Here is a 24,900-nt window from a genome sequence, read left to right as displayed (position 1 = left end):
CGGCGCCTGACGGACGTTCTCCGAGGTGAGCCGCGGGCACATGCCTGCGGTCTGCCGTTGCGCCGTCTCGCGGGCCGAAGCATGGCGCCGGGCCCGATGGGAATGCATGACCGTGAAGCTGTTCGAGACCACGGCACGGAAAAGCGTACGGGGCGGGGAGGATGAAGCGTCAGTCTGTGCGGCGCGAGGACAGGGCCGGACCGGTGGACGGACGCGCCGGCGTCCGCAACGGGACCCGGCTGCCGGGGAAGATGGAGCGCACACTGCGGCGTGCGGACCTGACGGCGGTGGCCGGCGTACGCGCCGAACTGCGTCAGCTGCTGCGCCAGTGGGGGGAGCACGCGGACGCCGACATAGCGGAACTGCTCATCAGTGAGCTGGTGACCAATGCCCTCGTCCACACCAACGGGGGTGCCGTCGTGACCGCCACGGTCACCGACCGGCTGCGGGTGGAGGTACGGGACTTCGTCGGGCGGCGGCCCAGACTGCGCCCGCCGACGACGGACGGCACCTCGGGAAGGGGACTGATGCTGGTGCACTCCCTCGCGGACGCGTGGGGGGTCAAGGCCCACGGCGTGGGCAAATGCGTCTGGTTCGAGCTGGGCGGCGGACCGGCCTGACAAAAGGCCGGGGGTGCGGGCACGGTCCGCCGCGGGTCAGCCGAACTGCTTCTCGATCTGGGCCAGTTTCTCTTCCAGGGAGTCCAGCCTGGGCAGTGCCTGGGTGTCGTCCTCGGCGGTCAGGTCCACGGTCCGCTGGTACGGGCCCGCGGGATCGGCGCCGGGGGCGTGCACGGCCTTCAGCGCCGGGCGGGAGGCCGGCTGCAGAGGGTCGGACCCCGCGGGCAGCGGTCCGGGCGGCAGGGATTCCGGGCCGCCGGATATCGCAGGTTCCGCGCCGGCCTGCTGGGCAGCGGCGGGGGTGCCGTGTGCCGTCGGGACGCCCGCCGTCAGCGGTACCTGCCGGCCGCCGCGGCCGCGGCTCCAGTGGCGGTGCTGGCGGTTGATCGCCTTGATGCGGGCGCGGTCCAGCTTGTCCCGCTCCCGCCTGCGGTGACGGTTCTGCTCCTTCTGCCGCCGGTCCTCGCGCACCTCTTCGACCGCTTCGTCCAGTGTGCGTACGCCTTCCAGCAGCATCAGCGACCAGGCGCCGAAGGTCTCCCGGGGGGCCCGCAGCCACCGTACGACGCGGATCTGCGGCAACGGGCGCGGCACCAGGCCCTGTTCACGGAGCGCGGCCCGCCGGGTCTGCTTGAGCGCCCGGTCGAAGAGGACCGCCGCCGACAGGGACATCCCGGCGAAGAACTGGGGCGCGCCGTCGTGGCCGAAGCCCCTGGGCGCGTGCACCCAGTTGAACCAGGCGGCGGCGCCCGCGAACAGCCAGACGAGCAGCCGTGAGCCGAGGGCCGCGTCACCGTGGCTGGCCTCGCGCACGGCGAGCACGGAGCAGAACATCGCCGCTCCGTCGAGCCCGAACGGCACCAGGTACTCCCAGCCTCCGGAGAGGTTGAGGTTGGTCACGCCGAAGCCGACCAGCCCGTGGAAGGAGAGGGCCGCCGCCACCGCCGCGCAGCAGAACAGCAGCAGGTACGAGGCGGTGCCGTACACGGCCTCCTTGCGGCGCCGGCGTTCCTCGGTGCGCTCCCAGGAGTCCTCGCCGCCCGCCGTCGCTTCGGCCGAGCGCTTGCCGCGCAGGAGCACGAACACGGTGGAGAGGATGCCGACGAGCAACAGGATGCCCGGCGCCAGCCAATTCAGCGATATATCGATAATTCTCACCCTGGGACCCCTTGCTTCGGCGAACGCGGTTTCGCGCGACATCCTGGCGGAATCCGTCCGCCCGTCCGGGGGTTTCCCGGCAAGAGAACGCCTAGGGGGCGTGGAGGCCTACGGATAGGTGTGTTCGGCTCGAACTCCCGCAAGGGCGAGCAGGTTTGAGTTCGAATCCGACGACTCGATCGGGTGGTGTGGGTGTCAGGTGGTTGCGGTGAGGCGCTTGATGCGATCCGCGTCGCACGTACGCGGGCAGGTCACACAGGTGTCCTCCGGGCGCAGCGTGTAGAACATGCAGCAGCTCGCCCGGTCCCGGGTGGGCAGCGCCGCGCCGTCCGGACCGGTCAGCTCGCGGAAGGCGGCGCTGCCCGGGTACGGGGCCGTGCCGCCCGGCAGCAGCCGCTTGAGCTCGGCCACCGCGCGCTGCTCCTCGCCCAGCAGATGGCCCAGGTACCACAGGCCCTCGGCGATCTCGTCCGACACCATGCCCCACAGGGCCCGGGGCCCGCGCCGCATACGGGGCCGGAACGCGTCCAGGACCGGCCCGAGGTGCTCGGCGACCGCCTCGCGCACCTCGGCGCGCAGGGCCTCCTCGCCCCGTACGACCCGGGCGCCGGGCAGTTCCGCGGCCGGGTCGCCGGGAAGGCACGCGAACGAGCGGACGCGTACGGCCATCCGGCCCTGCTCGCGGTGGTGGGCGACGTCCTCGACGGACAGCCGCGGCACCCGGCGGTGCAGGAACCAGGGGATGGTGATCAGCAGGCAGGCGGGCCAGGCGTAGCGGTGCAGGGCGAAGGTGGCGACGACGTCGGGGCGGGCCCGTCGGCCGTAGTCCTGCACCACCTGTGCGTCGTCCCAGGCCAGGAAGGCTTCCAAAGTCGCCGGGTCGGTGGTCAGGCCGGCGGTCGTGACCCAGCCCTCGCCCGGGGGCGGCGCGGTCTCCCAGCCGGTCACCCGCAGGCCGGGAAACACCTCGGTCAGCCGGGCGTACGCCCCGGTGAAGGGCTCGATGCGCGGCCGGGCGGCGAGCAGAGGGGCCATACGGGACACCACCGATATCGCGGTCGTTGGCAGGTAAGGCTTACCTTACCCGATCTTCGGTGGTTTTGAGCCGGGTTTGAACTGTCACAGGGGGCGCCTAAGGTGCTGGAGGACGTGAGGAGGAACCCGCATGGAGCAGGGCAGAGCGGAACCGGCGCCGCGGCTGCGCGCACAGGTGCCCGCGCAGGGCGGCTCGCAGCCCGTGCGGGGCGAGCACACCGGGCACGACGGGCGCCCGGCGCGTCCCGCCGCGCACACCCTCCCCGACGCGCCCCCGGACACGGCGTACGAGCACCGGCCCGGCGTACCGGACCCCGCCACGGCGTTCGTGCCCGCGCCGATGTCCCCTCTCACCGCCGTACCGGGGACGGCTCCCGGCGGCCCACGGGGAGGGACGGTGGCCGCGCACGCTCCCGGGACCGACGCCGCGCCGCGCAAGCAGCCGCAGCGGCATTCCGTGCGGGGCCAGGTGCTGGCCGCCCTCCGCGAGGCCCTCATATCCGGCGAACTGGTCCCCGGCGAGGTCTATTCGGCCCCCGCGCTCGCCGTCCGCTACGGAGTCTCCGCCACGCCCGTACGCGAAGCCATGCAGCTGCTCGCCGGCGAGGGCGCCGTCGAAGTCGCCCCGAACCGCGGTTTCCGCGTCGCCGAGCGCACCCACCGCGACCTCGCCGAGCTGGCCGAAGTCCGCGCGATGCTGGAGATACCGGCGCTGCTGCGGCTGGCGCGGGCACTGCCGGCCGAGCGGTGGGAGGAGCTGCGCCCGCTGGCCGCCGCCGGTGTCGCGGCCGCCGCCCGCGGTGACCGGGCCGGTTACGCCGAGGCCGACCACGTCTTCCACCACGCGCTGCTCGCACTCACCGGCAACCGCCAGCTCCTGCTGGTCGCCGACGACCTGCACCGCCGTACGCAGTGGCCGGCGCCCGGCGGCCGCGCTCCCCGCACGGCCGACCTGCTGGCCGCCGCTTCCGAGCACACGGCGCTGCTGGACGCCCTGATGGCACGGGAGTACGCGATCGTCGAGCGGATCGCCCGCGAACACCTGGCCGCGGCCCGCCGCCCGCACTGAGCGCGCAGTGCTCCACGAGTCGCAGTGCTCCGCGAGCCGCGGCACCGCGCGCTCCAGAGGACGGCGGAGCCCGGCCGGACGCCTCTCCCCGGCGGCGTACTTCAGGGAAGCAGCCGCTCCAGGGGCAGCGCCGCCACGTCCGCCGCGGGCCTGGAGAGATAGAGGTCCGCGTGGTAGAAGCCGTCCGACTCCTTGCCCTCGGTGTCCAGACCCCGCGCCTGGAGCGCGCCGAAGGCGGCCCGGCGCTCCGCGAGGTCGGCGAACCGGCGCTGGCGGAAGGTGCGCGCGGGCAGCCGCTCGGTCACCAGGCCCGCGTCCGCGAGCAGCGCGGTGACCGGCGCGTACGACACGGTCCGCAGGACGAAGGCGGCGACCCAGGGCGCGGTGGGCGTACAGGCGAGCAGCCGCCCGAAGGTGGTGGCGGAGATGTAACCCACGCCGCCCGTCACGGTGATCAGATCGGTGCCGGCCATGGTGCGGCGCAGCCGCTCGGAGGGCTCGGCGGCCTCCAGGTTCTCGGCGAACCCGGCGTCCAGCAGGCCGACGCGCTCCGCGTAGCCGACCGCCTGGCCGGCCGCGTCGATGCCGATGGCCCGTACCGCTTCCGGACGGCGGAGCTCGTCGAAGAACGCCCGGTCCTCGACGGCCAGCCGGCCCGGCGGCAGTCCGCCGGTCTCCTGGGTGTCGGTGTACCGCTCGTACAGGTCGACGAGGCCCAGCTTGTGGTTCAGCAGCGCGGCGTTGACGCCGTAGGAACAGCACAGGTCGACGACCTGGAGCGGTGAACGTTCGGTCCGGCGCCGTTGCAGGGACTCGGTCAGGGCGCGGAAGACGCCCTGGCCGTGGTGCGGGATCTGGTAGTCGAGCGGACCCAGCGTACGGAAGTACGTACGCGGGTCAGGACAGTCGTAGATGGCCTCGAAATCCGCCTTTCCCCAGTCCGGGCCGGCCGATGGGTGCGGTGCTCCTGCTGCCAAGGTGTGGCCTCCTGAAAGGCGCTGCCGAAGGTTGGGAGTCAACCGCACCAGCATCCAGTGCCAAGTCGCACACGGACAGTGCGACTTGAGGCCAAATTCGGGGTGCGAGGGACGGGCGGAGCGGAATATGCCCCGTCGCGCGCCCGGCCGCCGGTGGCCGGGCGCGCGGATGCGGGCGCCCGCGGTCCCGTCTACGAGGGCGCCGGTGCCACCGGGACGTCGGCCAGGTGCCCGGCGAGCCAGGTCGGTACGCCGTCCATGAGGCGGAAGAGGCGGGCGGCCTCCGCGCGCAGTCCCTCCGCTTCCTCCGGTGGTGCCGCGTCGGCGAGCGCGACCAGTGCCGGTGCCGTGCCGACCAGGAAGCCCAGCTCCTCCCGGATGCGCAGCGACTCGCCGAAACCGCGCCTCGCGTCCGCCAGTTCGCCGTCGCGCAGGGCCAGTCCGGCGAGGTGGCGCCAGGTGGAGGACAGCAGCAGGGTGTCGCCGTGCGTGGTGGCGCCCGCGTGGGCGCGGCGGTAGGCGGCGCGGGCGGACTCCGGGCTGTCGGCGACGTGTTCGGCCATCAGGCCGCGCCGGAAGTCCAGCAGCGGGCGGCCGGGTGCCGTCGGCGCCAGCAGCGCCGCGGCGCGGCCGAGCGCGGAGCGGGCCTCGTCGGCGCGGTCGCGTACCCCGAGGACCGTGGCGGCGTACGCCAGCTGGCCGCGCTCGCAGGCCGCGGCGCCCCGCTCGTCGTCGTCGCGGGCCAGCGCTTCGGCGGCGCGCAGCGCGTCCTCGGCCGCCGACCACCCGGTGGCGGTGAACATGCAGCGTTCCACGAGGAGCGCGGCACGGTGGATCGCGTACGGGGGGAATCCCGCCGCGTGTGGTTCCAGCAGCGCCGCCGCGTCGTCCCAGCAGCCGCGCGACCGCAGCCGCCACACGGCACGGTCCAGGGCGTCCGCCCCGGCCGCCGACCTGGCCGCCGGGATTTCCGGCACCGATTCCGCGGGATCCGCTGTTCCCGCGGACTCCGCGGCTCCTGACATGGCGGTGTCCGCCACATTGCCCTCCCCGAGCGCACCGTTGAGCTGGACCTGAGAAGCAGTGGGCGCATCTCAGCACGGATTCCGCCGCCCGGCCAAGGGGGAAGGTGAATGATTTCACAATCTCTTGGGTGCCGTCCGGGGTTGACGAGACGCTCCGGGAACGGGCAGGGCGTGGCGCTCCGGAGGGATCGGGGTGCCGGGCGCACCGTCCGGCAGAGCTGCCGGGATACGCCCGAACGGGTGACGGCGCTCCAGGGGCCCCGGCATTGACTGACGCAAAGTCAACTGGCAAAGCACGCCGACCCGTTGCGTGTCGGCCGCCGGATGGCGCATACGAGCCATTCCGGCATGGCCGGATGTGCACCCCGCCGCCCGGCGCCGCGGTGACCGGCGTCCGAGGCGGCGCGGCGGGCCGCCGCTCAGCTCATCCGCAGCGCCAGGAAGAAGTCCAGCTTGTCCTCCAGGCGGGCCAGATCGCGGCCGGTCAGCTGCTCGATGCGGCCGACCCGGTAGCGGAGGGTGTTGACGTGCAGGTGGAGGCGGGTGGCGCAGCGGGTCCAGGATCCGTCGCAGTCGAGGAAGGCTTCCAGGGTGGGGATCAGCTCGGCGCGGTGGCGGCGGTCGTAGTCCCGCAGCGGGTCCAGCAGGCGGGCCGTGAAGGCGCGGCGTACGTCGTCGGGGACGAAGGGCAGCAGCAGGACGTGCGAGGCCAGCTCCTCATGGCCCGCCGCGCAGACCCGGCCGGGGCGGGCGGCGGCGACCCGGCGGGCGTGCCGGGCCTCCTCCAGGGCGCCGCGCAGGCCCTCCGCCGAGTGGACGGAGGCGCTGACGCCGATGGTCAGGCGGCCGTCGTCGGCCAGGCCGCGGGTGAGCGGTTCCCGGACGACGGACAGCAGGGTGTCGGCCTGGAGGCCGGTGGCTGAGGCGTCCCGCGCGTCGCCGTCCTCCGGTACGGCCGGCAGCGGCACCAGGGCCACCGCCTCGTCGCCGGTGTGCGCGACGGCGATCCGGTCGGACGGGTCGGGCCCGAACGTACCGGGGTCGACCAGCACCTCTTCCAGGAGCGTCTGGGCGACCGGCCCGCCGGGCACGTCCCCGCCCTCCCACTCGACGCGGGCGACGACGACCTGCCAGTGCGGTGCGGTGCCCAGACCGGGCAGCAGCACCGGGGCGGCCACCCGCAGGCGGGCCGCGATCTCGGCGGGCGCGGCCCCCGTCTGGACCAGTTCGAGGACCTCCTGCGCGAGGCGTCTGCGTACCGTACGGGCCGCGTCGCGGCGGTCGCGTTCGACGGCGATCAGCTGGGTGACGCCGTGCAGCAGGTCCAGGCGCTCCTCGGCCCAGTCGCCCGCGTCCGCCTCGACGGCCAGCAGCCAGTCGGACAGCACGGTCTCGCGCAGGTCCCGGCCGGTGCCGCGGATGGGGAACAGGGAGTACGTGGTGCCGCCGAGCGGGAGCCGGTAGGGGCCGCGGCGGCCGGTGCGGGACGCGGCCAGGTGTTCGCCCGCCAGCCGCGCGCCCGTCTCGGCGGGCAGCTCGGGGCCGGATCCGGCCAGGGTGGACCCGGCGATCTGGCGGCCGGTGGGGGACAGCACCCAGGCGCGCAGGTCCAGGTCGGAGCCGAGCAGGTCCAGGACGACCTCGGGGCCGCCGCCGGTGGGCCCGGAAGTCATCAGGCGGCGGTGCCGGTCGACCACGGCGGCCAGGTCGCCGGCGCGCTCGCCGGAGACCTGCCGTACGACGTACTCGGTGATCGACGCGAAGGAGACGTCCTCGACGACGGAGAACAGCGGCAGGCGGTGCCGGGCGCAGGCCACCACCAGGTCCTCGGGCACCGAACCCAGCTCGGCCTCGCCCGCGGCCAGCCCGGCGACCCCGGCCGCGGCCAGGATGCGGACGAACCGCTCGGAGTCCTCCGGCTCGCGGCGCCAGGCCAGCCCGGTCAGCACCAGCTCGCCGCCGGACAGGTAGCGGCTGGGGTCGCGCAGGTCGGTGGTCATCACGCCGCGCACCGTACGGTCCAGTTCCTCCTCGCCGCCCAGCAGCCGCAGGCCGAGAGTGCCGGTGTCCAGGAGTGCGCGGAGCCGCATGGTCTCTCGCCCGCCGTTCTTTGCTGTCCGGTGTTGCCGGTGGAATGCCGCGAGGTTTCTGGGCCCCGCCTTTCGTTCGAATCTACAAGACATGCGCCGTGGCCAGCCAACCGCTTCATGGTTTCGGTGACTGCACCCGGCGGGTCCCCGGCGCGTTCACTGGGCCCAACCGCGTAAACACGACATGAACAGCCCGGTGGACGCGAGGGCCGAAGGGCCTCTTCCCGGGCAGCGGACGACCCGTTTTCGCCAGCGGAGCCGGCGCCGGCCGGCCCGGCGCGGCGACGCACCGAAAAGACGTAGTAGAAGAGAGCCTCGAATGGACTTCCTTCGCCCCGCCAGCTGGGAGGAGGCGCTCGCCGCCAAGGCCGAGCACCCCACCGCTGTGCCGATCGCGGGCGGCACCGATGTGATGGTCGAGATCAACTTCGACCACCGCCGTCCGGAGTACCTGCTCGATCTGAACCGCATCGATGACCTGCGGGAGTGGGAGGTGGGCGAGGAGACCGTGCGGCTGGGCGCGTCCGTGCCGTACACGCAGATCATGGAGCACCTCCGGGCGGAGCTGCCCGGCCTGGCGCTCGCCTCGCACACCGTGGCCTCCCCGCAGATCCGCAACCGCGGCGGCGTCGGCGGCAACCTGGGCACCGCTTCCCCGGCCGGCGACGCCCACCCGGCGCTGCTCGCCTCCGGCGGCGAGGTCGAGGCGGAGTCCGTACGCGGCCGCCGCATGATCCCCGTCGACGACTTCTACCTGGGCGTCAAGCGCAACGCGCTGGAGCCGGACGAGCTGATCCGCTCCGTGCACCTGCCCAAGGCGGACGGGCCGCAGCAGTTCTCCAAGGTCGGTACGCGCAACGCGATGGTCATCGCGGTGTGCGCCTTCGGCCTCGCGCTGCACCCGCGCACCCGGACGGTACGCACCGGCATCGGCTCGGCCGCGCCCACCCCCGTACGGGCCAGGGCCGCCGAGGAGTTCCTGACGGCCGCGCTGGAGGAGGGCGGCTTCTGGGAGTCGGGGCGGCCCGTTCCGCCGTCCGTGGCGAAGCAGTTCGCCGAGCTGGCGGCCGGTGCCTGCAACCCGATCGACGATGTGCGCGGCAGCGCGAAGTACCGGCGCCACGCGGTAGGGATCATGGCGCGCCGCACCCTCGGCTGGACCTGGGAGTCCTACCGCGGCAACGAGAGGAGCGCCCAGTGCGCGTGAACTTCACCGTCAACGGCCGCGAACAGCAGGCCGACGACGTCTGGGAAGGCGAGAGCCTGCTGTACGTGCTCCGCGAGCGGATGGGCCTGCCGGGTTCGAAGAACGCCTGTGAGCAGGGCGAATGCGGTTCCTGCACGGTCCGCCTGGACGGCGTGCCGGTGTGCTCCTGCCTGGTCGCGGCCGGTCAGGCCGAGGGCCGCGAGGTCGTCACGGTCGAGGGGCTCGCGGACTTCGCCGAGGAGCGCGCGCGGCGCGGCGGCTGCGCCACCGGCGCCTGCGGTACCGCGTCCGGTACGAGCACGGACGCCGCGCAGCGCTGGCAGGCCAAGCCGGCGGGCACCGACGGCCGTACGGGTGAACAGGCCGGACTGTCGCCGATCCAGCAGGCGTTCATCGACGCGGGCGCCGTCCAGTGCGGCTTCTGCACGCCCGGCCTGCTCGTCGCCGCCGACGAACTGCTGGAGCGCAACGCCGAGCCGTCCGACGCGGACATCCGCGAGGCGCTGTCCGGCAACCTGTGCCGCTGCACGGGCTACGAGAAGATCCTCGACGCGGTCCGGCTCGCCGCCGCCCGCGGCGACGCGCAGACCACCGGAACGGGGGCCTGACCATGGCCGGAGTCACCCGCACACCCACCCACCTCACCCAGGGCGGCAGGACCGACGCGGGCATCGGCGCGTCCACGCTGCGCCCGGACGGCACCCTCAAGGTGACCGGCGAGTTCGCGTACTCCTCGGACATGTGGCACGAGGACATGCTGTGGGGCTTCACCCTGCGCTCCACCGTCGCGCACGCCGAGATCGTCTCCATCGACACCTCGGAGGCGCTCGCCCAGTCCGGCGTCTACGCGGTCCTGACCTACGACGACCTGCCCACGGACGTGAAGAACTACGGCCTGGAGATCCAGGACACGCCCGTACTGGCGCACGGCAAGGTCCGCCACCACGGCGAGCCGGTCGCGCTGGTCGCCGCCGACCACCCGGAGACCGCCCGCCGCGCCGCCGCCAAGATCAGAATCGAGTACGCCGAGCTGCCGCTGGTCACCGACGAGGAGTCGGCGACCCGCGAGGGCGCCCCGCTGGTCCACGAGAACCGCGACGACCACCACGCCGGGCACGTACCGCACCCGAACATCGTGCACCGCCAGCCGATCGTGCGCGGCGACGCCGAGGCGGCCGCCCGCCGCGCCGACGTGATCGTCACCGGCGAGTACGTCTTCGGCATGCAGGACCAGGCGTTCCTGGGCCCGGAGTCCGGTCTCGCGGTGCCCGGCGAGGACGGCGGCGTCGACCTGTACGTCGCCACCCAGTGGCTGCACTCCGACCTGCGCCAGATCGCGCCGGTCCTCGGCCTGCCCGAGGACAAGGTCCGGATGACGCTCTCCGGCGTCGGCGGCGCCTTCGGCGGCCGCGAGGACCTGTCGATGCAGATCCACGCCTGTCTGCTCGCGCTGCGCACCGGCAAGCCCGTGAAGATCGTCTACAACCGGTTCGAGTCGTTCTTCGGACACGTCCACCGGCACCCCGCCAAGCTCTGGTACGAGCACGGCGCCACCAAGGACGGCAAGCTCACCCACCTCAAGTGCCGCATCGTGCTGGACGGCGGCGCCTACGCGTCCGCCTCCCCGGCCGTCGTCGGCAACGCCTCCTCCCTCGCCGTCGGCCCGTACGTCGTCGACGACGTGGACATCGAGGCCATCGCCCTGTACTCGAACAACCCGCCCTGCGGTGCCATGCGCGGGTTCGGCGCCGTCCAGGCGTGCTTCGCGTACGAGGCGCAGATGGACAAGCTGGCGAAGGAACTGGGCCTGGACCCGGTCGAATTCCGGCAGCTCAACGCCATGGAACAGGGCAGCCTGCTGCCGACGGGCCAGGAGGTCGACTCCCCGGCGCCGGTCGCCGAACTGCTGCGCCGCGTCAAGGCGATGCCGCTGCCGCCGGAGAACCAGTGGGAGACCACCGAGGGCGCCGACGTCCGCGCGCTGCCCGGCGGGCTGTCCAACACCACACACGGCGAAGACGTCGTACGCGGCATCGGCTACGCCGTCGGCATCAAGAACGTCGGCTTCTCCGAGGGCTTCGACGATTACTCCACCGCCCGCGTCCGCATGGAGGTCGTCGGCGGCGAGCCCGTCGCGACCGTGCACACCGCGATGGCGGAGGTGGGCCAGGGCGGCGTCACCGTCCATGCGCAGATCGCCCGTACCGAACTGGGCGTCGAGCAGGTCACCATCCACCCGGCGGACACCCGGGTCGGCTCGGCGGGCTCCACCTCCGCCTCCCGGCAGACCTATGTCACCGGCGGCGCGGTGAAGAACACCTGCGAGAACGTGCGCGAGAAGGTCCTGGAGCTGGGCCGCCGCAAGTTCGGCTCGTACCATCCGGCCTGGGCCACCGCCGAACTCCTGCTGGAGGGCGGCAAGGTCGTCACCGACGGCGGCGAGGTGCTCGCCGATGTGGCGGACGTACTGGAGGACGAGGCCGTCGACCTCGAACTCGAATGGCGGCACCGCCCCACCGAACCGTTCGACCTTCGCACCGGCCAGGGCAACGGCCACGTCCAGTACTCCTTCGCCGCACACCGCGCGGTCGTCGAGGTGGACACCGGACTCGGCCTGGTCAAGGTCATCGAACTGGCCTGCGCCCAGGACGTCGGCAAGGCGCTCAACCCGCTCTCCGTCGTCGGCCAGATCCAGGGCGGTACGACGCAGGGCCTCGGCGTCGCGGTGATGGAGGAGATCATCGTCGACCCGAAGACCGCGAAGGTGCGCAACCCCTCCTTCACGGACTATCTGATCCCCACCATCCTCGACACGCCGACCATCCCGGTCGATGTGCTCGAACTCGCCGACGAGCACGCCCCGTACGGGCTGCGCGGCATAGGCGAGGCCCCCACCCTGTCGTCCACCCCGGCCGTCCTCGCGGCGATCCGGAACGCGACCGGGCTCGAACTGAACAAGACTCCGGTCCGTCCGGAGCACCTCACCGGCACATAACCGTACCGGCGGTACGGCCGTACGCGGGCCCCACCCCCGTACGGCCGGACCGCCGCCGGCACCTGGGCCGTCCCCCGGGTCGTGCGGCCGATGTTTCATCCCAAATCTCGCGGCGCGGTGCGCGCGTGACGCGAGGGCCCCTATGAACCTTGGGAGTCAGGCACCATGACCCAGCAGTTCCTGGAGCCGAGGACCACGGCGGAAGACGCGGGCGCAGGCACGTGTCAGCCCGCCGGCCGGTCCTGGCTCGACCGGTACTTCCACATATCCGACAGAGGATCGACGGTCGCGCGCGAGGTGCGCGGCGGCATCACCACCTTCATGGCGATGTGTTACATCCTCCTCCTGAACCCCCTCATCCTGTCCACGCCGGACGTCGAGAAGAACACCCTGGCGAGCGCCGGGGTGGTGACGGCCACGGCGCTCGGCGCGGCGGTCTGCACCCTGCTGATGGGCTTCGTCGGCAAGGTGCCGCTGGCCCTGGCCGCCGGGCTGAACGTTTCCGCGGCGCTGACCTCGCAAGTAGTCCCGCACATGACATGGCCGCAAGCCATGGGGATGTGCGTGCTGTACGGCGTCGTCATCATGCTCCTGGTGGTCACCGGCCTCCGCGAGCTGATCATGAACGCCATTCCGCTGGCCCTCAAACACGCCATCACCATGGGCATCGGGATGTTCGTCGCCCTGCTCGGCCTGGTGAAGGCCGGCTTCGTCGGCAAGGGCACCGGCGGCCCCGTACAGCTCGGCCCGACCGGCGAACTCTCCGGCTGGCCGGTCCTCTTCTTCGCCGTCACCCTGCTGCTGATCTTCATGCTGCAGGCCCGCAACGTACCCGGCGCCATCCTCATCGGCATCGTCGTCGGCACCCTCCTGTCCGTGCTCGCCACCACCCTCGGCGGCCTCACCGACAAGGACTGGGGCGGCGCCTCCCCCGAACTGCACGGCAGCGCCGTCGCCGCACCCGACTTCGGGCTCTTCGGACACGTCGAGTTCGGCGGGTGGGACCAGATCGGCGCGATCACCGTCGGCATGATCGTCTTCACCCTGGTGCTGGCCGGCTTCTTCGACGCCATGGCCACCATCATCGGCGTCGGTACGGAGGCCGAGCTCGCCGACGACAAGGGCCGGATGCCCGGCCTGTCCAAGGCCCTGTTCGTCGACGGCGCGGGCGGCGCCATCGGCGGCGTCGCCGGCGCTTCGGGCCAGACCGTGTTCATCGAATCGGCCAGCGGCGTCGGCGAAGGCGCCCGCACCGGCCTGTCCTCGGTCGTCACCGGCCTCTTCTTCGCGGCCTGCCTCTTCTTCACCCCGCTCACCCAGCTCGTGCCCGCCCAGGTCGCCGCGGCCGCCCTCGTCGTCATCGGTTCGATGATGATGAGCGCCGCCAAGCACGTGGACTGGAGCGACCGATCGGTGGCCGTCCCGGTGTTCCTCACCGTGGCGCTGATGCCCTTCACGTACAACATCACCGCGGGCGTCGGCGCGGGCGTCATCGCCTACACCGCCATCAAGACCGCGCAGGGCAAGTGGCGGGAGGTCGGCGCCTTCATGTGGGTACTCGCCCTGATCTTCCTCGTCTACTTCTCGCTGCACCCCATCGAGAACTGGCTGGGCGTCAAGTAACGCCCGCCCCGCCACACCACCCGTAAGGAGACCGACATGCTGGACATCGCCGAAGAGCTGCACCGGTGGGCCCGGCAGGGACGCCCCTTCGCCGTGGCCACGGTCGTGGCCATCAGCGGCAGCGCGCCCCGCCGGCCGGGCGCCGCCCTGGCCGTCGACAGCGACGGCACGGCGATCGGGTCGGTCTCCGGCGGGTGCGTGGAAGGGGCGGTCTACGAACTGTGCCAGGAAGCGCTCCGGACCGGGGAAACCCTCCTCGAACGCTTCGGCTACAGCGACGAGGACGCCTTCGCGGTCGGCCTGACCTGCGGCGGCGTCATCGACATCCTCATCACTCCGGTACGGCCGTACGACCCGGACGCAGCGGAGGAGGACGGCGGCGCCCGCACGGAAGACGGTACGGACCGTTCCGCCACCCTCGCCGCCGCCCTGGCCGCCGCCGCCTCCGGCGAGGCGGCGGCGGTGGCCCGGGTCGTCAGCGGCCCGGCCCGCCTCCTGGGCGGCGCCCTGCTCGTACGCCCCGACGGCAGCGTCACCGGCACCCTCGGCGGCCACCCGGACCTGGACCGCACCGCCGCCCACGAGACCCGCGCCCTGCTGGACGCGGGCCGCACCGCCACCGTCGAGATCGGCGCCGACGGCTCCCGCTGCGGCGAACCCGTCCTGCTCCTCGTCGAGACCTCCGTACCCGCCCCCCGCATGATCGTTTTCGGCGCCATCGACTTCGCCGCCGCACTCGTACGCGCCGGAAAATTCCTCGGCTACCACGTCACCGTCTGCGACGCCCGCCCCGTCTTCGCCACCCGCGCCCGCTTCCCCGACGCGGACGAGATCGTCGTCGACTGGCCCCACCGCTACCTCGAAACCCAGAACCTAGACGCCCGCACCGCCCTCTGCGTCCTCACCCACGACGCCAAGTTCGACGTCCCCCTCCTCGAACGCGCCCTACGGCTCCCCGTCGCCTACGTCGGCGCCATGGGCTCCCGCCGCACCCACCTGGACCGCCTCGCCCGCCTCCGCGACACCGGCCTGACCGAACTCGAACTCAACCGCCTCCGCTCACCCATCGGCCTCGACCTCGGCGCCCGCACCCCCGAAGAGACCGCCCTCTCCATCACCGCCGAAATCATCGCCAACCGCCGCGGCGGCACCGGCACTCCACTCACCGGCGCGCATACGCCCATCCATCACGACAACTCCGCTTCCCTGGGGCGGATAGGGCCGGCTTCGGTGGCGTGAGGGGGGCGGGGCCGACGGCAGCGGCGGTCCCGCGGGCTCAGCAGGACGGCGAGCACGGCGGTCAGGAGCGGGACCAGGAGCGCGGTGCGGTAGGCGGTGAGCAGACCGCCGTCACCGGGGGCCGTGGCGGCGCCCGCGACGGCCGTGGCGACGGCGGTGGCCGCCGACAGGCCGAGCGCGGCGCCGAACTGCAAGGACGTGTACAGGAGCCCTGCCGCCAGCCCCTGCTCGTGCTCGGCGACACCCTCCGTGGCGGTGATGGTGAGCGGCCCGTGGACCAGCGCGAAGGCGATACCGATCAGCAGGAGGCTCGGGAACATCGCCGCGTACGCGCGGTCCATGCCGAGCGGCAGGAAGGCGGCGTACGCGACGACCGCCAGCAGCAGACCGCCCAGGATCACCCGCGCGGTGCCGAACCGCCGGACGAGCCGGGGCGTCAGGACCGGCGCGAGGACCACGTCGGCGCCCATGGCCAGCATCGCGAAGCTCGTCTGCAGCGTTGACCAGCCGCGCAGTTCGCGCAGGTAGAGCACGGCGATGAACTGGAAGCCGAAGAAGCCCGCGGTGAACAGCAGCCCGGTGAGGCCGGCGCGCACCAGTGACCGCGTACGGAAGATGCCCGGCCGCACCAGCGGCGCCGCCGACCGGCGTTCGATCAGCACGAACGCGAGCAGGAGGACGAGCGAGGCGGCGAGGCCGGCCATGGTCTGGACCGGCGGGGCGTGGGTGGCGCGCTCGACGGTCAGGACGACCAGGAGGATCGTGACGGTGACGGTGACAGCGCCGGGGAGGTCCAGATGGGGGCGAGTCGCTCTAGGCCCCGCCGTACGCGGAATGAGCGGCAGCCCCGCGGTGAGGATCACAGACGCCAGGACGACCGGGGCGAAGAACACCCACCGCCAGTCGGCCGCCGTGAGCAGGCCCCCGGCGACCAGGCCGACCGAGAAGCCGCCGCCCCCGGTGCCCGAGTAGACCAGCAGTGCCTTGGTGCGCTGCCGTCCCGCGGGGAAGCCGGTGGTGATGACGGACAGTCCGGCGGGCATCATGAACGCGGCGCAGGTGCCGGTCACGAACCGGGCCAGGACGAGCGTCCACGCGTCGCCCGCGAGTCCGCCGAGGCCGGAGAAGACCAGGAAGACCGCGAGCGGCAACAGAAACATCCGCCGCCGTCCGAACAGGTCGGCCGTCCGCCCGCCGAGCAGCATGAAGCCGCCGTAGCCGAGCACATACGCGCTCATCACCCACTGCAACTCGCCGGTGGACAGTCCGAGATCGGCCCGGATGGACGGCAGCGCCACGTTCAGCATGGCGACGTCGATGCCCTCCAGGAAGATCGCTCCGCACAGCACCAGCAGTACACCCCAACGGCGGCCGCTCATACGGCCGTCGTCCCCGGGCGGCAGGGTGACGGTGGTGAGGTCCATGGTGCGGTTCTCCCCGTGCCGGTCGGTTACCTCTTGTTACCGACCGCATCTTGCGGCACCGTGAACCACCATGGAAGAAGGCACTTCGAAGTCACCCGGGCACACCGGAGTAACCCGTCCGGCCGAGCCGTGCGGCGACGGCGTATACGGCAACGGCACCACCCCCGGAGCCGAGTGCGACTACGACGCCCGGCAGTGGGACGTACGGGAGGGCTGCGAGGTCCGGCAGATCCTGGACCGGGTCGCCGACAAGTGGTCACTGCTCGTCATCGCGCTGCTGGACCGCCGTACGCTGCGCTTCACCGAACTGCGCCGCGAGGTCGACGGCATCAGCCAGCGGATGCTGACGGTCACCCTGCGCCAGCTCGAACGCGACGGCCTCGTCCGCCGCACCGTGCACGCGGTCGTCCCGCCCCGGGTCGACTACGAGCTGACACCGCTGGGCGCGACCCTGCACGACACCATCCAGGCACTGGTCACCTGGACCGAGGAGCACCAGGGAGAGATCGCCGAGGCGCGCGCCGCGTACGACGGCCGCGAACGGGACCCGGCGCAGGAGGGCTGACGGGGGGAGAGGACTCAGCGTGCGGCGTGCAGCACCAAGTCCGCGACCAGCGCCCGGTGATCGGTGCCCGGCAGGTCGAGGAAGCGGGCGATGCGTGGGTGCAGGGCGTCGCTGACCAGGATGTGGTCGATCTGGGCGCCGAGTACGGGGGCGGTGCGGGCGGGCCAGGTCGGGGTGCGGGGGCTGCCCGTGCCGGAGGCGCTGTCGTGCAGGCCGGTGTCGAGGACGGCCCGGAACGCGGCGTGGTCCTGGGAGGAGTTGAAGTCGCCCGCGATGATCAGCGGGTCGGGACCGCGGGCGGCCGCCAGGTCGCGGAGGCGGCCGAGTTCGGTGCGCCAGGTGGCCAGGGAGGCGGGCAGCGGCGGCATCGGGTGGGCGACCTGGAGGCGCAGGCGCCGGCCGGCGACGGTGACGGCCGCGCGGGGCATGGCGAGTTCACCGGTGACCCTGCCGTCCGGGGTGAGCGGGTACCGGCTCAGTACGGCGGAACCTTCGGATGCGCCGTGCCCGGTGAGCAAGCGGTACGGATAGGCCGCGCGCACCTCGGGGGAGTCCAGGGCCGTGGCGCAGCGGTCCGGATCGCATTCCTGGACCGCGACGAGGCCGGGCCTCTCCCGGGCCAGTGTGGCCAGCAACCCGTCGGTCGCCCGGCCGAATTCGAGGTTCGCGGTCAGGACCCGGAGCCTGGCGATGGCCGGTCCGTGCGGCGGGGGCGTGCCGGAGCCGTACGAGGGGATGAACGCGGCCGTGCCGAGCACGGCGGCGGCGGACCAGAACAGGCCGGGGCGCCAGCGGGCCACGAAGGACAGCGCCAGGCCGAGCCCGGCGGGCATCAGCAGCCAAGGCAGGAAGGCCAGCAACTGCGGTACGGGTGTCACGCCGTCCGAACCGGCGGCGCGGAAGAGCAGGGGGACGGTGGCAATGAGGAGAAGTACGCCCGCGACGGCCGTGGCCGCCCGCCGCCGTGGTGCCGCGCCGCTGGGAACGGCCGATGAATTCCCCGTCGCCATAGGACGATGATGCCGTACCGGCCGACCGGTGCGAGGTGAATCACACGGGTGCTTGGGGAATTCTTGGCCGAAAGGGGAGAGGCCGGCGGGCCGGGTATGGCATTATTCGGTGGTGAGGGTGCCGGAGCATGTGGTGCCCGGGTTTGTGTCCGCGCGAGCAAGGAGGTGATCGGGATGAGTCCCGAAGGAAGTCCTTGCCGCAGCGTTGCAGTGTGCTGACTGCTGATTTCACCGTGAGCTGAGCTGACACCGGCGCCCCGTAGGGGCCCGGTGTGCCGCCGCGCTGTGTGCCCGTTCTGCTGGGAACTGCCGAGGGGTGCTGTCCTCTGCTCCCGGTCGGTGTTTCGCCGCGTTCCGTCTTTCCATGCCCATTTCCGTGCGTCGTGCGTTGACCCGCCGTGCACGGAAATGCGTACGACTGTGCCGTGGTGAATTCCAGCGTGCGCTCTTTTTCCTTTCCCGTGATGTCACCTCACCGATAACCGAAATTCCCTGTGCCGGGGCCCCGCGCCACCGGGCCATGCCGTCATGCCCCGGTGCCGCCGCGCCCCGCACGGAGGGAGGTTCTGTCATGACCAATCTGCTCACCTCTGAAAAGCTCGCGCCGCCGGGCCGTCGTCCGCCCCGCCGGGAGCGGAAGGCCGCCGAGCTGGCGGCCCGTACCCGTGCCGTCGCTGAGAACCTGGCCGCGATCAGCGCGCGTCCGGCGTCCCGGGTCCTCCAGGATCTGCACGCCGGGCGCGACGGCCTGCTCCATGAGGACGCCGTGGTCCGCCTGGAGCGTTACGGCCCCAACGTCATCGCGCACGAGCGGCCGCCGCGCTGGTACGTGCAGCTGGCCAAGGCGTTCTGGAACCCGTTCATCCTGGTGCTCGCCGCCCTGGCCGCCGTCATGTACGTGCAGTGGCTCCAGGTCGCGGACGAGGAGCCCTTCGACCCGAAGATCCCGATCCTCGGCGCGATGGTGCTGATCAGCGCACTGCTGCGGTTCTGGCAGGAGTACCGTTCGGGCAGCTCCGCCGCCGCGCTGCGCGCCCTGGTCACCACGACCACCGCCGTACAGCGCCGGGCAGGGCGGGCACAGGCCCCGACCACCGTCGAGATCCCCGTGGCGGACGTCGCCCGCGGCGACATCGTCAAGCTGGCCGCCGGTGACCTCGTACCGGCGGACCTGCGGCTGTTGTCCGCCAAGGACCTCATGGTCGCCCAGGCCGCGCTGACCGGTGAGTCGCTGCCGGTCGCCAAGGCCGACACCCGGACCGAGGACGGCGGTCAGCATCTGACCGCCGATCCGGCGGAGGCGGACAACCTGGCCCTGGCGGGTACGTCCGTGACGTCCGGTACCGCGGCCGGTGTCGTCGTGGCCACCGGCCGGGACACCTACTTCGGGTCGATGGCCGGTTCGCTGGCGGGCGAGCGCCCGGAGACGGGTTTCGACGCCGGGGTGAAGAAGGTCAGCTTCCTGCTGATCCGGTTCATGCTGGTGATGGTGCCGCTGGTGTTCGCCGTCAACGGCCTCACCAAGGGCGACTGGGCCGAGGCGGTCACCTTCGCGGTGGCCGTCGCGGTGGGGCTGACGCCGGAGATGCTGCCGATGGTGGTCACCACCAACCTGGCGCGCGGCGCGGTCGCGATGGCGAAGCGCAAGGTCGTCGTCAAGCGCCTGAACGCCATCCAGAACCTCGGCGCGATGGACGTGCTGTGCACGGACAAGACCGGCACGCTGACCGAGGACCGCGTGGTGCTGGACCGTTACCTCGACGTACGCGGGCACGAGGACGGCGAGGTACTGGAGTACGCCTACCTCAACAGCCACTTCCAGACGGGGCTGCGCAACCTCATGGACCAGGCCGTCGTCGACCGGATGCACGAGGCCGAGGAGGTGGTCGTCGATGCGCGGTTCACGCTGGTCGACGAGGTCCCCTTCGACTTCGCGCGGCGCCGGATGTCGGTGGTGCTGCGGCGCAACGACCTCGAAGGGCCGGCCGCCGAACACCTCCTCGTCACCAAGGGCGCGGTGGAGGAGGTCCTGGCGCTGTGCACCCATCTCGTCGACGACGGGCGGCGTGTGGAGCTGACCGAGGCGCTGCGCCGGCAGGTCACCCTGACGGCCGAGGATCACAACCGGCGCGGACTGCGGGTCCTGGCGGTGGCGACCCGTACGCTGCCCGCCACCCGTGAGACGTACGGCGTCGACGATGAGACCGGGCTGACCCTGCGGGGCTTCCTGGCCTTCCTCGACCCGCCGAAGCGGGACGCGGCCGAGGCACTGCGGGCCCTGGCTGACAGCGGCATCGCCGTCAAGGTCGTCACCGGCGACAGCGAACTGGTCGCGGCGCGGGTGTGCGACGAGGTCGGCATCGAGGTGGGCACCGTCGTCACGGGTCCGTACCTCGATCTCCTCGACGAGCCGGAGCTGGCCGCGCTGGTCCGTACGACGACCGTGTTCGCCAAGGTCACCCCCGTGCAGAAGGCCCGGATCGTCCGCGCGCTCCGGGGCGCCGGGCACACCGTCGGCTTCCTCGGCGACGGCATCAACGACGCCGCCGCGCTGCGCGAGGCGGACGTCGGGGTCTCGGTCGACACGGCCGTGGACATCGCCAAGGAGTCCGCGGACATCATCCTGCTGGAGAAGGACCTGACCGTCCTCGGGCAAGGCGTTCTCCAAGGACGCCGGACCTTCGGCAACACCATCAAGTACATCAAGATGACGGCCTCCTCGAACTTCGGGAACGTCTTCTCGGTACTGGCCGCCTCCGCCTTCCTGCCGTTCCAGCCGATGCTGGCCACCCAGCTGCTCGTACAGAACCTCTGCTACGACATCTCGCAGCTCGCCACGCCCTGGGACCGCATGGACGAGGAGTACGTACGCAAGCCGCGGACCTGGGACGCCCGGGGCATCGGCCGCTTCATGCTCGTCCTGGGGCCGACCAGCTCGGTCTTCGACATCACCACCTTCCTGCTGATGTGGCACGTCTTCGGGGCGGACAGCGAGGCGCACCAGGCGCTGTTCCAGTCCGGCTGGTTCGTCGAGGGGCTGCTGACGCAGACGCTGGTGGTGCACATGCTGCGCACCCGCAAGATCCCGTTCGTCCGGTCCCGGGCCACCCGGCCGGTGCTGCTGATGACCGCCCTGGTCATGGCGTTCGGCATCGCCCTGCCGTTCTCGCCGCTGGCCCCGGCACTCGGCCTGCAGGCGCTGCCGCTGGGCTACTTCCCGTGGCTGGCCGGGACGCTGCTGGCGTACTGCCTGCTCACCCAGGGCGTGAAGACCTGGTACATCCGCCGGTTCAACACCTGGCTGTGAACCGCCGATGGAGAAAGGGGGCCGCCTCCGGGCGGCCCCGCACCGGCGCATCGAGGAGGAGCGCGGATCATGGTGAACGAGTGGCAGCTGGCCGGCAACATCGCCGCCGGCCTGGGATTCGGGGCGGTCATCGGCCTGGAGCGGCAGTGGCGTGCCCGGATGGCGGGCCTGCGCACCAACGCGCTGGTCGCCGCCGGTGCCGCGCTCTTCGTCCTGCTCTCGCAGTACGGCTTCGCGGCCGCGACCAGTACCACGGGGTACGACGGTTCGCGGGTCGCCGCGCAGATCGTCTCCGGCATCGGCTTCCTCGGCGCCGGCGTCATCATGCGTGACGGACTGAACGTACGCGGCCTGAACACCGCCGCCACCCTGTGGTGCTCGGCCGCGGTCGGCGCCCTGGCCGGCACCGGGCTGTACGTGGTCGCGGCACTCGGCACGGCCGGTGTGGTCGGCGCGAACCTGGTGCTGCGCCCGCTGGGCCGGCGGATGGACCGGGAGCCCGGCGGCGGCGCGGAGATCGCGACGGATTACTACTTCGAGGCGGTGTGCGCCGAGCAGGAGGAGGCACACATCCGGGCGCTGGTCGTGCAGGCCGTCAGCCGCCCGGGCTTCCGGCTGCGGGCGGTGCACAGCCGCGACGACGGCGCGGCGCGGCCGGACGACGGGACGCCGCCGAAGGTCACCGTCGCGGCCGAACTGACCACCGAGCGGCGCGACGACAGTCTGCTCGAAGAGGCGGTCAGCAGGCTGTCGCTGGAGCCCGCGGTGTCGGCCGTCAGCTGGACCGTCCTGAACAACCCGGACAGCGGCGAAGGGGACTACGGCGAGCCGTACGGCGCGGACTACGGCGACCGGACGCCGGACGGGCGCCGTCACCGGGTGCGGGATTTCTTCTCGGGGCCGGGCGGCCCCGGCGGACCATCGCGTAAAAACGGGTGACGGCGGACCGGGCCCGGAGTTAGCGTCCCCGGGTGACCACCGACATACGGGACATCCCCGAAGCACATGTCGACCGGGCCCTCGACCTTGCCTATCTGGCCTTCCACGAGAAGACCGGCGACGCCACCCGCAAGCGCCACCGCGAAGCCCTGCTCCGCTGCGAACGGGTGGGCGCGTACGACGACGAGGAGATCGTCGGCTTCGCCGCGGCACACCGCCTGGGAATCTCCGTCCCGGGCGGCGAACAGCGCGTCGCCGAACTGGACTTCGTCTCGGTCGCGCCCACCCACCGGCGGCGCGGCGTACTGACCGCCATGATGGCCGAACTGTGGCCCCGCTGCGCCGCCGACAACCGGCCGCTGGCCTGCCTGTGGGCGTCGGAGGACGCGATCTACGGCCGCTTCGGCTTCGGCCCCGCCACCGAGGCGTACAGCGTCGAGATCGACACCACCCGGCCCCTGAACCTGCGCATCACACCCGACCGGCGCGCGCTGCGGCTGATCGCCCCGGCGGACGCCGTCACCGTGCTCCCACCGCTGTACGAGGCGGGCCGGGCGCGGCGCGGCGGACGGCTCTCCCGCGACAAGGCGTGGTGGCGGCGCGCCGTGAGGTCCGGCGACGAGGACGGTGACGACGGCAAGGACGGCCCGTCGCGGATCGTCGTCCTCGGCGACAAGGGCGAACCCGCCGCCGGTTACGTCGTCTACCGGGTGGGGGAGAAGGGCACCGTCACCGTCGAGGAGCTGGAGGCTGCCGACGCGCCGGCCGCCGCGGCGCTCTGGTCCTACGTCGCGTCCATCGACCTGACGCGCAAGGTGCGGTCCTGGGGGGTGGCCCCCGACGACCCGCTGCTGCACTTCGCCGCCGACCGGGACCAGGTACGCGTCACCGGCCAGCTGCCCGCGCTGTGGCTCCGGCTGGTGGACGTGGCCCAGGCGCTGACCGCCCGTTCCTGGGCCGCGCCCGTCGACCTCGTACTGGACGTGCGCGACACCGTCCTGCCCGCCAACGCCGGCCGCTTCCGGCTGACGGCGGGCCCGAACGGTGCCGCCTACGCGCCCACCGGCGACCCGGCCGACCTGGCCCTGGACGTACGGGACCTGGCGACCTGCTACCTCGGCGGTGTCCCGCTGCGGCGGCTGGTGCGCGCCGGACTGGCCGAGGAGCGTACGCCGGGTGCGGCCCGGTCACTGGACGCCGCGCTGGAGACGGAGTACCTGCCGTTCACCGGGGATGATTACTGAAGGGTGCTCGGCCTCTGCTCTCGCCCTCGGCGACAATGGTTCCGTGCGCAGTACGTACGTGTGTGCGTACGTACGTACGGACGGGGAGGGCGGCATGGAGCTGCGGCAGGTACGGTACTTCGTCGCGGTCGCGCACGAACTGCACTTCGGGCGGGCCGCCGAGCGGCTGCACATCGTGCAGTCGGCGGTCAGCCAGCAAGTGCGGCGCCTGGAGCGGGAGGTGGGCGCCGAACTGTTCGACAGGTCGGCGCGGCAGGTGCGGCTCACCACCGCCGGTGAACGCTTCCTGCCCGAGGCGCGGGCCCTGCTGGCTGCCGAGGAACGCGCCCTCGCCGCCGTCGCCGACCTGGTCGGCGCGCGCAGCGGCACACTGCGGCTGGGGACCAGCGCGGGCCTGGGGGAACATCTCGACCGGGTCCTGGACGCGTTGGCCCGTCTCGCCCCCGACCTGGGCGTCCACCTGGTCTCCGCGCCGGCACGCGAGCGCTTGGACCGGGTGGCCAAGGGCGAACTGGACGCCGCTTTCGTCCGCGGCACGGACGGTGGCGACGCGGACGGCGTGCTCCGCCGCGTAGCGCTGTGGCCGGACCCGCTCGTCGCCGTCCTGCCGGCCACACACCCGCTCGCGCGTAACGGCGCCGCGGAAGGCGTGCATCCGGCCGACCTCGCCGCCGTACCGCTGCGGCTGACCGCGCGCCGCAACAACCCCGCCCTCGTCGACCTCGTCCTCACCACCTGCCAGGACGCGGGGTTCGAGCCCGTGTCCGTACCGGGCCCGCCGCCCGGCTCGCTCCAGGACAGCCTGGCCGCGATCGGCGCCGCCGGACCCGCCGACCCGTCCTGGACCGTGGTGTACGCCTCGCACGCCCGCCAACTGCGCACCCCGCGGGTCGCCTTCCTCCCCTTCCGGACGCCCGTCGCGCTGACCACCTCCCTGGCCGTGCACCGCACCGCGCCGCCCGAACGCCTCGACGCGTTGCTCGCGGCCTGCGCGGCCGCCGCGCACGATCTCGATCCGTGATCGCTGCGTGCTCGGGATGCTTCTTGGCCGCGCGGCCTGTCCGGGATGGACTGAAGACCTGCGGAACAGCCCCCGGAACGGCCGGGCGGCCGCCGCCGTCGAGGGAGTCACACCATGCCCGTCGTCACCGTCCAGCAGGGACCGCGCAGCGTCGAACTCAAGCGTGAGCTGGTCAGGCAGATCACCGACGCGTTCGTGGACGCGTACCGTGTACCGGCCGAGAGCGTGCAGGTCTGGATCCAGGAAGTGCCCACCGACAGCTGGGGTACGGCGGGGAAGCTGACCGCCGACAAGTAACCGGAGCGGCCGGGGGAGCGGCGCGGCGCGGTGGCCGGAAGCGGCACACCGCGCC

General features: G+C 72.6%; 20 protein-coding genes. 13 read left to right on the top strand and 7 right to left on the bottom strand.

Annotated elements, in window-relative coordinates; genetic code table 11:
- Window positions 1–161 precede the first annotated feature (161 nt).
- Window positions 162–620: an ATP-binding protein gene (locus tag ACZ53K_RS24725; protein ID WP_468840473.1), complete on the top strand. Its 459-nt coding sequence runs from the start codon at window positions 162–164 to the stop codon at window positions 618–620.
- A gap of 36 nt (window positions 621–656) precedes the next feature.
- Here the strand turns inward: ACZ53K_RS24725 and ACZ53K_RS24720 are convergent, their stop codons facing one another.
- Together ACZ53K_RS24720 and ACZ53K_RS24715 are read right to left on the bottom strand one after the other, a co-directional pair.
- Window positions 657–1,778 carry a DUF2637 domain-containing protein gene (locus tag ACZ53K_RS24720; RefSeq protein ID WP_468840471.1) on the bottom strand — a complete coding sequence of 374 codons (1,122 nt, stop codon included), beginning with the start codon at window positions 1,776–1,778 and terminating at the stop codon, window positions 657–659.
- Between the two features lie 195 nt (window positions 1,779–1,973).
- The gene (locus tag ACZ53K_RS24715; RefSeq protein ID WP_468840469.1) at window positions 1,974–2,813 is read right to left on the bottom strand and encodes a (2Fe-2S)-binding protein; all 840 of its coding nucleotides are present in this window, start codon (window positions 2,811–2,813) and stop codon (window positions 1,974–1,976) included.
- A 130-nt stretch (window positions 2,814–2,943) separates the two neighbouring features.
- Here ACZ53K_RS24715 and ACZ53K_RS24710 point away from each other — a divergent pair, with 130 nt between their 5' ends.
- Window positions 2,944–3,882 carry a GntR family transcriptional regulator gene (locus tag ACZ53K_RS24710; RefSeq protein ID WP_468840467.1) on the top strand — a complete coding sequence of 313 codons (939 nt, stop codon included), beginning with the start codon at window positions 2,944–2,946 and terminating at the stop codon, window positions 3,880–3,882.
- A 101-nt stretch (window positions 3,883–3,983) separates the two neighbouring features.
- On the opposite strand, the gene ACZ53K_RS24705 is transcribed toward ACZ53K_RS24710, so the two are convergent.
- The 3 genes from ACZ53K_RS24705 to ACZ53K_RS24695 form a co-directional block, all read right to left on the bottom strand.
- On the bottom strand, window positions 3,984–4,859 hold the full coding sequence (locus ACZ53K_RS24705; RefSeq protein WP_468840465.1) for a hypothetical protein: 876 nt from the start codon (window positions 4,857–4,859) through the stop codon (window positions 3,984–3,986).
- 191 nt (window positions 4,860–5,050) lie between these two features.
- On the bottom strand, window positions 5,051–5,899 hold the full coding sequence (locus ACZ53K_RS24700) for a hypothetical protein (protein WP_468840463.1): 849 nt from the start codon (window positions 5,897–5,899) through the stop codon (window positions 5,051–5,053).
- A 404-nt stretch (window positions 5,900–6,303) separates the two neighbouring features.
- Window positions 6,304–7,974, bottom strand: coding sequence for a PucR family transcriptional regulator (locus tag ACZ53K_RS24695; protein WP_468840461.1), 1,671 nt, complete (start codon window positions 7,972–7,974; stop codon window positions 6,304–6,306).
- Window positions 7,975–8,293: 319 nt separating this feature from the next.
- Here ACZ53K_RS24695 and ACZ53K_RS24690 point away from each other — a divergent pair, with 319 nt between their 5' ends.
- The 5 genes from ACZ53K_RS24690 (at window position 8,294) to ACZ53K_RS24670 (ending at window position 15,038) form a co-directional block, all read left to right on the top strand.
- On the top strand, window positions 8,294–9,181 hold the full coding sequence (locus ACZ53K_RS24690; RefSeq protein WP_468840459.1) for an FAD binding domain-containing protein: 888 nt from the start codon (window positions 8,294–8,296) through the stop codon (window positions 9,179–9,181).
- Entirely contained in the window at window positions 9,172–9,789 is a 618-nt protein-coding gene (locus tag ACZ53K_RS24685; RefSeq protein WP_468840457.1) for a (2Fe-2S)-binding protein, read from the top strand. The genes ACZ53K_RS24690 and ACZ53K_RS24685 overlap by 10 nt, the downstream gene beginning before the upstream one ends.
- Window positions 9,790–9,791: 2 nt before the next feature.
- Window positions 9,792–12,176 carry a xanthine dehydrogenase family protein molybdopterin-binding subunit gene (locus ACZ53K_RS24680; protein ID WP_468840455.1) on the top strand — a complete coding sequence of 795 codons (2,385 nt, stop codon included), beginning with the start codon at window positions 9,792–9,794 and terminating at the stop codon, window positions 12,174–12,176.
- A 165-nt stretch (window positions 12,177–12,341) separates the two neighbouring features.
- On the top strand, window positions 12,342–13,799 hold the full coding sequence (locus ACZ53K_RS24675; RefSeq protein ID WP_468840453.1) for an NCS2 family permease: 1,458 nt from the start codon (window positions 12,342–12,344) through the stop codon (window positions 13,797–13,799).
- 36 nt (window positions 13,800–13,835) lie between these two features.
- The gene (locus ACZ53K_RS24670) at window positions 13,836–15,038 is read left to right on the top strand and encodes an XdhC family protein (protein ID WP_468840451.1); all 1,203 of its coding nucleotides are present in this window, start codon (window positions 13,836–13,838) and stop codon (window positions 15,036–15,038) included.
- Here the strand turns inward: ACZ53K_RS24670 and ACZ53K_RS24665 are convergent.
- On the bottom strand, window positions 14,987–16,417 hold the full coding sequence (locus ACZ53K_RS24665; RefSeq protein WP_468840693.1) for an MFS transporter: 1,431 nt from the start codon (window positions 16,415–16,417) through the stop codon (window positions 14,987–14,989). The two genes, ACZ53K_RS24670 and ACZ53K_RS24665, sit on opposite strands and share 52 nt — an antisense overlap.
- Before the next feature lie 115 nt (window positions 16,418–16,532).
- Here ACZ53K_RS24665 and ACZ53K_RS24660 point away from each other — a divergent pair, with 115 nt between their 5' ends.
- Window positions 16,533–17,027, top strand: coding sequence for a winged helix-turn-helix transcriptional regulator (locus ACZ53K_RS24660; RefSeq protein ID WP_468840449.1), 495 nt, complete (start codon window positions 16,533–16,535; stop codon window positions 17,025–17,027).
- A gap of 14 nt (window positions 17,028–17,041) precedes the next feature.
- Here the strand turns inward: ACZ53K_RS24660 and ACZ53K_RS24655 are convergent, their stop codons facing one another.
- Window positions 17,042–18,037, bottom strand: a complete 996-nt coding sequence (locus ACZ53K_RS24655; protein WP_468840447.1) for an endonuclease/exonuclease/phosphatase family protein — start codon at window positions 18,035–18,037, stop codon at window positions 17,042–17,044.
- Between the two features lie 571 nt (window positions 18,038–18,608).
- Here ACZ53K_RS24655 and mgtA point away from each other — a divergent pair.
- The 5 genes from mgtA to dmpI all read left to right on the top strand — a co-directional run bounded on the left by mgtA (window position 18,609) and on the right by dmpI (window position 24,845).
- On the top strand, window positions 18,609–21,344 hold the full coding sequence (gene mgtA / locus ACZ53K_RS24650) for a magnesium-translocating P-type ATPase (protein ID WP_468840445.1): 2,736 nt from the start codon (window positions 18,609–18,611) through the stop codon (window positions 21,342–21,344).
- A 69-nt stretch (window positions 21,345–21,413) separates the two neighbouring features.
- Entirely contained in the window at window positions 21,414–22,283 is an 870-nt protein-coding gene (locus tag ACZ53K_RS24645) for an MgtC/SapB family protein (RefSeq protein WP_468840443.1), read from the top strand.
- Between the two features lie 32 nt (window positions 22,284–22,315).
- Complete coding sequence (locus ACZ53K_RS24640) at window positions 22,316–23,527, top strand: GNAT family N-acetyltransferase (RefSeq protein WP_468840441.1); 1,212 nt, start codon at window positions 22,316–22,318, stop codon at window positions 23,525–23,527.
- 94 nt (window positions 23,528–23,621) lie between these two features.
- Window positions 23,622–24,548 (top strand): LysR family transcriptional regulator, encoded by a 927-nt coding sequence (locus ACZ53K_RS24635; protein WP_468840691.1) that lies wholly within the window; start codon window positions 23,622–23,624, stop codon window positions 24,546–24,548.
- A gap of 114 nt (window positions 24,549–24,662) precedes the next feature.
- The gene (dmpI, locus tag ACZ53K_RS24630) at window positions 24,663–24,845 is read left to right on the top strand and encodes a 4-oxalocrotonate tautomerase DmpI (RefSeq protein WP_468840439.1); all 183 of its coding nucleotides are present in this window, start codon (window positions 24,663–24,665) and stop codon (window positions 24,843–24,845) included.
- Window positions 24,846–24,900 lie beyond the last annotated feature (55 nt).

This window comes from Streptomyces sp. NPDC033221 (genome assembly GCF_055577005.1).
The sequence above is the reverse complement of the archived record's forward strand: the minus strand, read 5'-3'. Positions and strand labels throughout refer to the sequence as shown.